This is a genomic window from Phenylobacterium sp. LH3H17 (assembly GCF_024298925.1).
Taxonomy (GTDB): Bacteria; Pseudomonadota; Alphaproteobacteria; order Caulobacterales; family Caulobacteraceae; genus Phenylobacterium.
The window spans coordinates 2409880-2421506 of record NZ_CP101283.1 but is presented as its reverse complement, the minus strand read 5'-3'; the positions used below and the strand labels follow the sequence as shown (position 1 = coordinate 2421506).

Genomic DNA, 11627 nt, shown 5'->3' with positions numbered 1-11627 from the left:
GCGCGGCTGCCCAGCATTTGGGCAAGTTTCGGCCGGTCAGGAAAGCGCCTTGAGCGGTCAGGGCCGGGTGACATCGCCCCGCGACGCGCGGTAGATCGAGTGCGGGGGCGCGAGAGGAAAGTATTGGCGTGGCGCGACTGGTCGTCGCATTCGCCGCCTCGGCGGCTTTGTGTGCGCACGGCGCGGCTCGCGCCGAGGCGCCGCGTGCGGCTGTCGAGGGGGAGCTGACGGGCGACCTGCGCGCGGCGATCATCCGCGCCGTCGGCGAGTCCGACAAACCGATCAGCAGCCGCTTCGAGGCCCGCCGCCGCGCCCGCGAGGCCGCCGAGAGCGCCATCGCCGTGCTGCGGTCCGAGGGCTACTACGCCTACGAGGTCGAGCCCGACGTGGGGGAGGCCGAGCCGCCCGCCGCGGTGGTCAAGGTGACGCCGGGGCCCCGGTTCACCATCGCCGAGCCGACCATCGAATGGATGGCGACCCCGCCTTCGCCGGAAGTCCAGGCCTCGGGCGAGGCGGTCATGGGCCTGGCGACGGGCCAACCGGGCCGCGCCGCCGACGTGGTCGGCGCCGAGGGTCGCATCGTCGCGGCCGCCCAGAAGCGCGGCTACGCCGATGTGGCGCCGGTTCCGCGCCAGGTGATCGTCGACCATGCCGACAGGACGGTGCGTCCGACGTTCCGGATCGACTCCGGCCCGCTGGTGCGGTTGAACGGCATGGAGGTGAGCGGGGGCGAGCGGACCCGGCGGGCCTGGCTGAACCAGATGGCGCCCTGGCGTCCCGGCGAGGTCTATGACCCCGAGGATGTCGGGGAGCTGGAGCGGCGATTGCTGGATACGGGGGTCTATGACTCGGTGACCGTGTCCCTGGCCCCGCCGGGCCGGACCACGCCGGAGGGCCTGCGGCCGGTGGTGGTCAGCCTGGTCGACCGCGCGCCGCGCACCATCGAGCTGGGGGCCAGCTACTCGACCAGCGAAGGGGTGGGCGCCGACGCCCGGTGGACGCGCTACAACACCTTTGGACGGGCCGACACCCTGTCGTTCGCCGCCCGCGCCTCCGACATCGACAGCCGCCTGGTGGCCGAAGCGACCTTGCCCCACTGGCGGCGCGCCCAGCAGACCCTGAAGTCCGCCGCGGCGATCTATGACGTCAAGACCGACGCCTATGACGAGACCGGCTTCGGAGTCCGCGCCGACGTCCAGCGGCGATTCTTCAAGACCTCCTATATCACGCTGGGCGGATCGCTGGACTACAGCGAGACCGCGGAGAAGCAGACCAAGCTGCTGACCCCCCTCGGGCGCGACCTGTGGACGGCGGCGGTGCTGGCCGCGGCGTCTCTGGATCGATCCGATGACCCATTGGATCCAAAGCGCGGCTGGCGGCTGGAGGTGCGGGCCGAACCCACCTACATCGCCGGGGACGACAGCCTGGCCTATCTGAAGGTCCAGACCCAGGGCTCGATCTACATGCCGTTCGGCCCCCGCGCCCGCACCGTCCTGGCCGCCCGGGGCAAGGTCGGGGCGATGATCGGCGGATCGGTCCCCGAGGTCCCGGCCTCGCGGCGCTTCTATTCCGGCGGCGGCGGATCGGTGCGCGGCTACGCTTATCAGGCCATCGGCCCGCGCCTGGCCGACAACACCCCGCAGGGCGGCGCCTCGGTGCTGGAGGCCTCGTTCGAGGTCCGCCAGCGGATCGGGCAGCGTTGGGGCGTGGTGGCCTTCATCGACGGGGGCGCGGTGGGCGACCGTCAGTTCCCGGCCGGGGATGATTTCAGCGCCGGCGTCGGCCTCGGCGTGCGCTACGATCTGGGCTTCGGCCCGATCCGCGCGGATATCGCCATCCCGCTGGACAAGCGCGAGGGCGACGCCGCCTTCCAGATCTATCTCAGCATCGGACAGAGTTTTTGAGCCCCGCGTCCGAAAATCCTCCGGAAACCCCGGGCGAAGCGGTCGAGGCGATCGTCCACGACGTGGCGGAGGAGGTGGTCAAGGCGGCCAAGACCTCGCTGCTGCCCAAGATCATCATCGGGGTCTGCGCGGCGATATTCCTGCTGGTGACGGCAGCGGCGCTCACCACCCGCTTCGGCGTGCTCCTGCCCCAGGGCCGGCTGCTGATCGAGGCCCGGGCCAACGGGGTGAAGCTGGGGCGGTTCGGCAAGCTCAGGATCGAGGGCCTGGGCGGCGATGTCTGGCGCGATTTCACGATCCGGCGGCTGACCGTCAGCGACGAGAAGGGTGTCTGGCTGGAGGCGAAGAATGTCTCCATCAAATGGCGTTACAGCCAACTGTTCATGCGAAGGCTGGATGCTGACCGGGTCGTCGCCGAGAAGCTGACCCTGCTGCGCCGGCCGACCCTGTCGCCGAAGTCGAAGTCACGCGGCCTGCCGGTGTCCATCGTGCTGGACGAGGTGCGGACGCGAGTCGAGATGACGCCAGCCTTCAGCTATCGGCGCGGCGTCTACGACGTGGTCATGAGCCTGGACGTCCAGCGCCGCAACGGTGGGCAGAGGGGCAAGCTCGCCGCCGCCAGCGTCCTGCATGCTGGCGACCACCTGAACGCCCAGTTCGATTTCGGCGGCGGCCGGCCTCTGCTGCTGATCGCCGACGCCGAGGAGGCGCGCGGCGGGGCGCTGGCCGGCAGCCTGGGCCTGCCCACCGATCGCTCGTTCGCCCTGAAGGCCCGGGCGGACGGCAAGGGCGCGACGGGCCGGTTCTCCGCCGTCGCCACCTCAGGCGCCGCCAAACCTTTGGAAACGCAGGGCGCATGGAGCGCTGACGGCGGTTCGGCCCAGGGCAGAATTCGCCTCGACGCCTCGCGACTGACCCAGCCGCTGGTGGCGCGCCTTGGACCGGAAGCGACCTTTTTGATCACCGGCGCTAGGGCCCCAGGTTCGCTCTACGACCTGAAGGCTCGCGCCACCTCGGCCAATCTGACGCTCGACGCGCGTGGGCTCGGTAATCTGGGGGAACGCCGCCTGGGACCCCAGGGCCTCGCCGTGGTCGCCACCGCGGGCGAGCTGTCCAGGATCACCGGCGGACCGGACATGGGCGCAACCCGCGTCTCGGGTAGGCTCACGGGCCGCCTCGACGACCTTCGTTTTGTTGGCGTCGCCGACGTGGCGCGGCTGAAGCTGGGTAAGTACGGCCTGGACCGGATTTCCGGACCCATCGAGCTGACCCGCAAGGCTGGCGTGCTGGCGGCCAAGGGCCGGATCTCGGGGGCGGGCGGGCGCGGGAGCGGCCTGGCCTCGGCCCTGCTGGGCGCAAAGCCGACGGCGGTCTTCGACGGTGCGAGGCTGGCCGACGGCCGGCTGCTGCTGCGCGGCCTCGACGCCACCGGCGTGGGACTGAAGGTCCAGGCCAGCGGCGGGCGGGGCCTGATCGGGGGACTCAACTTCAAGGGCGAGGCCCAGTTCTCCAACCTGGCCGCGGCGCGGGCCGGCGCCTCGGGTGCGCTCGTAGCCGACTGGAGCGCCACCCAGGGCGGGGCCGGCAAGCCCTGGACTCTGTCGCTCGACGCCAAGGGTGCCAAGTTCGCTAGTGGATTCGGGGAACTGGACCGCCTGTTGGGCGCCTCGCCGCGCCTGAAAGCCGCCGCCAACATAGAGGGCCGGAAGGTCTCGGTCTCCCAGGCCGATCTGGAGGGCGCGATGCTGAAGGCCGGTGCGGCCGGCGTGCTGGACGCCGACGGGGCGCTGCGCTTCAAGCTGGACTGGTCGGCCACCGGCCCTTTCCGCGCCGGCCCCGTGGAGATCACCGGCAAGGCCAAGGGGTCGGGAGCGGTGACCGGCTCGCTCGGGAATCCCCGCGCCGACCTGATCGCCGATTTCGACGCCATCGACGTCCCGCGCCTGCCGCTGAAGGACGCCAAGGTCACGCTCAGCTTCATGCGCCGGACCGATGGGACGAGCGGGGTGGTCACCCTCAACGCCGCCAGCGACTACGGACCGGCCGCGGCGCGCTCGGCCTTTCGCTTCCCTCGCGGCGGAGTCGATCTCACCGATCTCTCGATCAACGCCGCGGGCCTCACCGCCCAGGGAACACTGGCTCTGCGAAGGTCGACTCCGTCTGCGGCCGACCTGCAGGTGGCGGTGACCAAAGGCGCCTTCCTTGAGAGTGGCCAGGTCACCGGCGCCGTGCGCATCGTCGACGCCGCCGGCGGCCCGCGCGCCACCCTCGACCTGACCGCCAAGAACGCGGTCCTGCCCGGCGCCCGGTTCGCCGTCCGCGACGGATCGATCACCGCCGACGGTCCGCTGAAGAGGCTACCCTACAAGGCCCAGCTTCGCGGCGTAGCCTCCGGCGGCCGTTGGACTCTGGACGGAAGCGGTGTGCTCTCACAGGTCAATCCGGGCTACCAGCTGGCCTTTGACGGCATGGGGCGGGTCGGCCGTCGCGAGCTGAAGACCACGGAGACGGCCCTGATCGGATTCGGCGGTCCGGAACGCACGGCGCGCCTGCGGCTGGCGGCCTCCGACGGCGGCCAGATCGCCCTGAACGCCAAGCTCGGCCGCGATAGCGCCGACGTCCGCGCGGAGGTCCAGCGCCTGGGCCTGGGCCTGCTCAATGAGGACCTGGTCGGCAAGACGGACGCGGTCATCGTCCTGACCGGCAGCGGCGCGCGGATGACCGGCGCCCTGGACGCCAAGCTGGACGGCGCGCGCGGTCGGGGCTCACCCGCCGACCAGGGGATTGATGGGACGCTGAAGGGCCGTTTGGAGGGTGACGTGGTGACCCTCGACCTGAAGACCTCCAACGCCCAGGGTCTGCGCGCCGAGGCCAATGTGATCCTGCCCGCGGAGGCCAGCGCCAGTCCATTCCGGGTCGCCATCGTCCGCACCCGGCCCATGCGCGGCCGGTTCTTCGCCGAGGGCGAGGTCAAGCCCCTATGGGATCTGCTGATGAGCGGCGAACGCGAACTGGCGGGCCAGGTGCGGCTCGAGGGCGCGTTGGGTGGAACGCTCGCCGATCCCAACGCGGTGGGGACCGGACAGATGGTCAAGGGGCGGTTCACCGACGGCGCCACGGGGCTGTCCCTGCGCGACGTGACCCTCCGGACCACTTTCGCCGACAACGCGGTCAATGTGACGGAGGCCACGGGCTCGGACGGCCACGGCGGCACGCTGGCGGGATCGGGCCGGATCAGCCTGCTTCGCGAGGGGACCTCGACCCTGCGCCTGGACCTGAAGGGCTTCCGGCTGATCGACAACGATCAGGCCCAGGCCTCGGCGACAGGCCAGGCCACCATCGACCGCGCCGCCGACGGCAAGGTCCGGCTGAGCGGGGCCCTGACCATCGACCGCGCCGACGTGGCCGCCAAGCTCTCCACGCCTTCCGGGGTGGTGGCCATGGACGTCATCGAGCGCAACAAGCCCGCTGACCTGGCCAGCGTCCTGGCCCCGCCGGCGCGCAAGGGCCTGGCCGTGGCCCTGGATGTCAGTCTGAAGGCGCCGCGGCGCATCTTCCTGCGTGGTCGGGGTCTGGACGTGGAGCTTTCCCTGGACGCCCATGTGGGCGGCTCGACAGCGCGGCCGGCCCTGTCGGGCACGGCGCGGGTGGTGCGCGGGGAGTACGATTTCGCAGGCAAGCGGTTCGAATTCGACGAGCGCGGGGTGGTCTATCTGGCGACCTCGCCCCAGGCGATCCGCCTCGATCTCTCGGCCACTCGCGACGATCCGTCTCTGACCGCGGTGGTGCGCATCCGAGGAACGGCGGCCAAGCCGGAGATCACCCTGACCTCGTCCCCGGTCCTGCCCAATGACGAGGTGCTCTCGCAGGTGCTGTTCGGTCGCTCCGCCTCGCAGCTCTCGCCGCTAGAGGCCGCTCAACTGGCCTCGGCGCTGTCATCTCTGGCGGGCGGCGGCGGCTTCGACGTGATCGGCAACCTGCGCACCTTCGCGGGCCTCGATCGCCTGGCCCTGGCCGGCGGCGACGAGACGGGTGTCAGCGTCTCCGGCGGCAAGTACCTGACAGAGGACGTCTATCTGGAGCTGACCGGCGGCGGACGTGAGGGCTCCTCGGCGCAGGTCGAGTGGCGGATCGGCCGAAACCTTTCCATCATCTCCAAGCTGGCCAGCCAGGGGGACGGCAAGCTCGCCGTCCGCTGGCGGCGGGACTACTGAGGGATCGAATGCGCGGGTTCCTGATCGGACTGGCCGCTGCCGGGAGCCTCGCGGCCTGCGACAAGCCCCTGACCGTTCCGGACGCGCCGGGTGTCTGCTGGCGGCTGGTCGAGAACGGTCCGAACGGCAAGCCCGAGTTCCGCCCGATCGCGCCGGAGACGCCGAGCCTCGAGGACTGCGCCGTCCGCCTAGACGGGATACGAATGCGCGACGGTCGGCCCATGATCGGTGGCTTCCAGGGGCGCTACATCTACGCGTCGGATCGGGAGGTCACCGCGGCCGAGGGGCCGAAGGCTCAACGCTATCGGCTCTTCACGCCCGACCAACTCGCCAAGATCCGCCAGGGTCTACAGACCCTGATCGACGCGGATTAGGCGAGCGCCTCAGCCTTCACGGCCGGGCGCTCGCCTTTCCGGCTAGGCGAAGTCGCCGACGGCGATGTCGGAAAGGCTTCTGCCCACCAGCACCACGGCCACGTCCAGGGTCGATGGATCGTCGTCCGTATTGGCGAAGACCACGAGATCCGAGCCGACCTGCATGGCGACGTAGTCGGCGCCTGAGGCCACGGCTTGCAGGGCCGAGCCCATCGCCGAGGCGAAGTCGTCGGCGATGCCGAAGCCGACGGTGTCCTCCGCGCCGGGCCCCGCCCCCATCACCAGCCGGTCCTCTCCCGAGGTGAAGTCGAAGATCTGGTCGAGGCCGTCCGCCGTGTCGGCGACGCCTTCCACGACGAAGTCATCGGCGCCCGCGCCGCCGGCCAGGCTGTCGGCCCCGGCTCCGCCCACGAGGGTGTTGTTCCCGTCGTCGCCACTCAGGCTTTCGCTCGTGGCGCCGCCAGGAACGGTCTCCTCACCCGGCGCCGGATCGAGCCGCTTGGCCAGGCCGGGCGGCAGGTCAGGGCGATGGCTGTGCACATTGTCGGTCTGGCCAGGCGGGTCCACCCGCCAACCTCCGGTCTCACTGTTGCCGACGAGTTGCAGATGCTCGCCGCGGTTCGCGCCGTGCTCACTGGGTGCTGACTTGGTCTTGGCGGCCATGGGTTGGTCCTCTCTCGGTGGCTGACCGAGAGAGAATTCCGAGACCGGCGTGAAAAATTAACAAAATATGACGGTTAAGTGCGGCTAACCGCGCGGCGCAATAGGCCGGTTAACTGTTGCGCGCCAACCGCCCACCAGCCTTGGCATAAGCCTGCGTGCCGGATGTGAAGACCTGGTCGCCAGGCTCGATGGCCTCGATCGGAATGTCCGGCAGTCGGGCGAGGCGTTCATAGAGCCGGCCGAAGTCCTCCAGGGTCGCGTCCAGCAAGGCCTGCAGCGACGGGACCACGAAATAGACCTGCTGGAAGTCGTCGATCCGGTAGGGCGCGCGCATCACCCGCTCCAGATCGAAGCCCAGGCGGTTGGGGGAGGGGTCGTCCAGGGCGAAGATCGATTCCGCCCGGCTGGAGATGATGCCGGCGCCGTAGATGCGCAGGCCCTCAGGAGTCTGCAACAGGCCGAATTCCACTGTGTACCAGTAGAGCCGCGCCAGGTTGTGCAACTGGCCGCGACCGAGCGCGCGCAGGCCGCCCTCGCCATAGGCCTGCATATAGTCGGCGAAGGTGGGGTCGGTGAGCATCGGCACGTGGCCGAACACATCGTGGAAGACGTCGGGTTCCTCCAGGTAGTCCAGTTCGTCTGGCTTGCGGATGAACCGTCCGGCCGGGAAACGGCGATTGGCCAGGTGATCGAAGAACACCTCGTCCGGCACGAGGCCGGGCACGGCCACCACGCTCCAGCCGGTGAGTCTGGTCAGCTCCTCGTTGATCCGCGAGAAATCCGGGATGCCGCCGCGATGCAGGTCCAGTGCGTCCAGCCCGTTCAGGAAGGCGTCGCATGCCCGGCCGGGCAGCAGTTTCGTCTGGCGCTCATAGAGGGTCGTCCAGACCTCGTGCTCGCCGGGCGCATAGGCCGCCCAGTCCTGGTCGATGGTCCAGTCGGCGCGCGCGCCGGGGGGAGGGCTGGAGTTAAAACCGTCTGCGCTCATGGCGAGAGAATGACCGCGAATCCGCGAAAGTTCCGTTCGAACTGCGCGTCAAAACCGGCAGGCGGCGGATAAAGATTGCGCGAGACGGGCGCGGCGTCGAACGGCCGTGCCCGGAGGCTTAGTGGCTGATGCGCGGACGGAGGTTGTAGTGGCCTTCGCTGAAGCTCTCGAAGATCAGCGAGGCCTGGGGGTGGCCGATCGGCTCGCCGCTTTCGTCCGGAAGCAGGTTCTGCTCCGAGACGTAGGCGACATAGGCGTTTTCCTCGTTCTCGGCCAGCAGGTGATAGAACGGCTGGTCTTTGCGCGGCCGGATGTCCTCGGGGATCGACTGCCACCACTGCTCGGTGTTCGAGAAGGTGGGATCGACGTCGAAGATCACCCCGCGGAACGGGAAGTGACGGTGCCGCACGACCTGCCCGATGGCGTACTTGGCCAAGCGTGGCTCCGCCAGGACCCGGGGCCGGGTGACGAGGTCGCTGCCAACTTTTTCGATTCGAGCGTCCATGAAGGAGAATCTAAACCACGTCACCTAACCGGAAGGTGAACGTAACGCTCACGGCCCCGTGTGCAAGGCTGCGCCTTCCGAGAGGCGAGCCATGTTGCTACAGTCTCTCCTGAAACGAGGCGCCGATCTTAGCGCCTGCACAAGGACGGGTGGCGGTCCATGCCTCAGGCGCCCTCGAGCCCGTTCGATTCGGACGGACTCCAGACCCTATATCTGTACGCCGCCGAGGCGACTGGCCGGTGACATCCGAACCGGAGTCCGCCGCGCCGCGCGATGTCGCCGAGACGCCCTGCTATGGCGCCCTCGACCTTGGCACCAACAACTGCCGCCTGCTGATCGCCACGCCCGCCGGCCGCGGCTTCCGGGTGGTGGAGGCCTATTCCCGCATCGTGCGGCTGGGCGAGGGGCTCGGCCAGTCGGGCCGGCTGTCGGACGTGGCCATGGAGCGGGCGCTCGCCGCCCTGCGGGTCAGCGCCGAGAAGATCCGCCGCCGCCGTGTGGTGAAGCTGAAAGCCATAGCCACCCAGGCCTGCCGCTCCGCCGTCAACGGGCCTGAGTTCGTCGCGCGGGTCGTGGCCGAGACCGGCCTGCAGTTGCAGATCATCAGCCCGCGCGAGGAGGCTCAGCTTTCCGTGGCGGGGTGCCTCAACCTGCTGGATCGCAGGGCCGACGCGGCTCTGGTGGTCGACGTGGGCGGCGGCTCGACCGAGCTCTCGTGGGTCGACCTGCAGGTCGGCGGCCTGGAGACCGAGATCGCCAAGTTCGCAGCCGGACGCCTGCCGATCAAGGCCTGGCTCTCCATCCCCATCGGGGTGGTGACCCTCGCCGAACGCTTCCCTGAGGGCGAGACGGTCACCGAGGGCTGGTTCCGCGAGATGGTCGAGACGGTGAAGGCCGAACTGGCCGCCTTCCGCAGCGCCGACTCAATGCGCGAGGTGTTCGACGCCGACCGCGCCCACCTGGTCGGGACCTCCGGCGCGATCACCAGCCTGGCCGGCATGCATCTGGGCCTGCGGCGATATGACCGCAGCCAGGTGGACGGGATCTGGATGACCCGCGACCAGTGCGACGCCGCGGCCAATCTTCTGCTGGGGCTCAACGCCCGGGAGCGGGCCGAGCAGCCCTGCATCGGTCCCGACCGCGCCGACCTGGTGCTGGCGGGGGCCGCGATCCTGCAGGCGGTCCAGGAACTGTGGCCCTGCACCCGGGTGCGGGTGGCCGACCGCGGCCTGCGCGAAGGCATCCTGATGTCGCTGATGTCGGACGCTGGAACCGGCCGCAAGCGCCGTCGTCGGCGTCGCGGCCGTAGATCGGGCGGCCCATCCCCTGTAAACGCTCCGGAATGAGCGACGAGCCCCCACGCAAACGGATGGTGAAGCGCCCCACGGGCGGAACCGAGGAAGGCCGGGCCACGCCCGAGCGCCTGAAGACCGCCCGGGATCGCACCCCCTCGTCCCAGGCCTGGCTGTCGCGCCAGATCAACGACCCCTTCGCCGCGAAGGCTCGCGCCCACGGCTATCGGTCGCGGGCCGCCTACAAGCTGACGGAGCTCGACGACAAGCTGAAGCTGCTCAAGCCCGGCGCGCGGATCATCGACCTGGGCCTGGCGCCCGGCGGCTGGACCCAGGTGGCGGTCGAGCGGGGCGTGACCAATATCGTCGGCGTCGACCTGCTGCCGGTCGATCCGATCTCCCCGGCCCACATCCTGGAGATGGACTTCACCGATCCGGCCTGCGGCCCGATGCTGATCGACCTGCTGGGCGGTCCGCCCGACGCGGTGCTGTCGGACATGGCCCCCAACACCGTCGGCCACAAGCAGACCGACCACCTGCGGATCGTCGGCCTGATCGAGGCCGCCGCCGACTTCGCCATCAGCGTGCTGAAACCCGGCGGCGCCTTCGTGTCCAAGGCCTTCCAGGGCGGCGAGAGCTGGGAAGTGGTCAATCTCCTCAAGCGCCACTTCGCCGACGTGAAGCACATCAAGCCCAAGGCCAGCCGCGCCGGCAGTTCCGAGGTCTATCTGGTCGCGACGGGGTTCAAGGGGCGCTGACGGGGATCGGGATCTTGGCCCCCTCCGCCACCAGCCAGTTCCTGAACTGATCCAGGGCCCGGCTCGAGACTCCCGGGGCCGCCAGCAGGGCGAAGGCGCTCTCGGCCTTGCGGAAGCCGAAGGGCGCGACCAGCCGGCCGCTGGCCACGTAGTCGGCCACCAGCGGCCACGGCATCACCGCCACGCCCAGGCCGGCGATCGCCGCGTCCAGGGCGAAATGCAGGTGGGCGAAGGGCTGGGCGTGGGCGGACGGAAGCTCGACGCCCGCCAACGCCGCCCATATGGGCCATCCCTGGGGATGGGTTTGGGCCGCCAGGCGCGGGGCCTTTAGCGGATCGGCCGCGAAGCGCTCCGCCAGCGCTGGCGACATCACCGGTCCGAGGTGGCTGGGCATAAAGGCAGTCGCATTCCGGTCGGCCAAGCGACTGCTGGGCACCATGCGCACGACGGCATGAGCCCCCCGGTACGACGTGGCATGGGACGGAAGTTCGGCCAGGTGCAGCCTGACCTTGGGATGAACCGCGGCGAAGCCGCTCATCCGCGGGATCAGCCATTTCACCGAGACGCTGGCGTTGACCGCGATGTGCAGGTCCTCGCCGCCGCCGCGGGTCTGGCGCACCGCCGTGGCGATCTGGTCGAAGGCGGCGGTCAACGCCGGCAGCAGGTTGCGGCCGGCCTCGGTCAGCTCCAGGCGATGCTTCGGCCCGGTGAACAGGCGCACGCCCAGGGTCTCCTCCAGGGCCTTCACCTGGCGGCTGACGGCGCTGTGGGTGACGTTCAGCTCCTGGGCGGCCAGGGTCGCCCGCCCGGACCGGGCCATGGCCTCGAAGGCGCGCAGGGCGTTAAGCGAGGGCAGGGGGTTGGATGTGAGATTTTCGAACATCACTCGTCCAATATGTCGGTTTCCTCCATTTCGCAATCGGCGCACA

9 protein-coding genes are annotated in these 11627 nt (G+C 69.9%); 5 read left to right on the top strand and 4 right to left on the bottom strand.

Annotation, left to right across the window (positions count from 1 at the left end; genetic code table 11):
* Positions 1 to 122: 122 nt before the first annotated feature.
* The 3 genes from M9M90_RS12035 to M9M90_RS12025 are packed head-to-tail and all read left to right on the top strand — an operon-like array spanning position 123 to position 6492.
* The gene (locus M9M90_RS12035; protein ID WP_371876932.1) at positions 123 to 1904 is read left to right on the top strand and encodes an autotransporter assembly complex family protein; all 1782 of its coding nucleotides are present in this window, start codon (positions 123 to 125) and stop codon (positions 1902 to 1904) included.
* On the top strand, positions 1901 to 6118 hold the full coding sequence (locus tag M9M90_RS12030) for a translocation/assembly module TamB domain-containing protein (protein WP_254833478.1): 4218 nt from the start codon (positions 1901 to 1903) through the stop codon (positions 6116 to 6118). Before M9M90_RS12035 ends, M9M90_RS12030 begins: the two co-directional genes overlap by 4 nt.
* A gap of 8 nt (positions 6119 to 6126) precedes the next feature.
* Positions 6127 to 6492: a hypothetical protein gene (locus tag M9M90_RS12025; RefSeq protein ID WP_254833477.1), complete on the top strand. Its 366-nt coding sequence runs from the start codon at positions 6127 to 6129 to the stop codon at positions 6490 to 6492.
* A gap of 42 nt (positions 6493 to 6534) precedes the next feature.
* Here the strand turns inward: M9M90_RS12025 and M9M90_RS12020 are convergent, their stop codons facing one another.
* The 3 genes from M9M90_RS12020 to hspQ form a co-directional block, all read right to left on the bottom strand.
* Positions 6535 to 7155 carry a M10 family metallopeptidase C-terminal domain-containing protein gene (locus tag M9M90_RS12020; RefSeq protein WP_254833476.1) on the bottom strand — a complete coding sequence of 207 codons (621 nt, stop codon included), beginning with the start codon at positions 7153 to 7155 and terminating at the stop codon, positions 6535 to 6537.
* A gap of 109 nt (positions 7156 to 7264) precedes the next feature.
* Positions 7265 to 8143: a phenylalanine 4-monooxygenase gene (gene phhA, locus M9M90_RS12015; protein ID WP_254833475.1), complete on the bottom strand. Its 879-nt coding sequence runs from the start codon at positions 8141 to 8143 to the stop codon at positions 7265 to 7267.
* A 118-nt stretch (positions 8144 to 8261) separates the two neighbouring features.
* The gene (gene hspQ / locus M9M90_RS12010; RefSeq protein WP_254833474.1) at positions 8262 to 8648 is read right to left on the bottom strand and encodes a heat shock protein HspQ; all 387 of its coding nucleotides are present in this window, start codon (positions 8646 to 8648) and stop codon (positions 8262 to 8264) included.
* A gap of 239 nt (positions 8649 to 8887) precedes the next feature.
* Between hspQ and M9M90_RS12005 the strand changes: the two genes are divergently transcribed.
* Both M9M90_RS12005 and M9M90_RS12000 read left to right on the top strand, forming a co-directional pair.
* Complete coding sequence (locus M9M90_RS12005) at positions 8888 to 9994, top strand: Ppx/GppA phosphatase family protein (RefSeq protein ID WP_254833473.1); 1107 nt, start codon at positions 8888 to 8890, stop codon at positions 9992 to 9994.
* A complete protein-coding gene (locus tag M9M90_RS12000; protein WP_254833472.1) occupies positions 9991 to 10698 on the top strand; it encodes an RlmE family RNA methyltransferase in 708 nt (235 codons plus the stop codon). The genes M9M90_RS12005 and M9M90_RS12000 overlap by 4 nt, the downstream gene beginning before the upstream one ends.
* On the opposite strand, the gene M9M90_RS11995 is transcribed toward M9M90_RS12000, so the two are convergent.
* Complete coding sequence (locus M9M90_RS11995) at positions 10685 to 11581, bottom strand: LysR family transcriptional regulator (RefSeq protein WP_254833471.1); 897 nt, start codon at positions 11579 to 11581, stop codon at positions 10685 to 10687. The genes M9M90_RS12000 and M9M90_RS11995 overlap by 14 nt on opposite strands.
* Positions 11582 to 11627 lie beyond the last annotated feature (46 nt).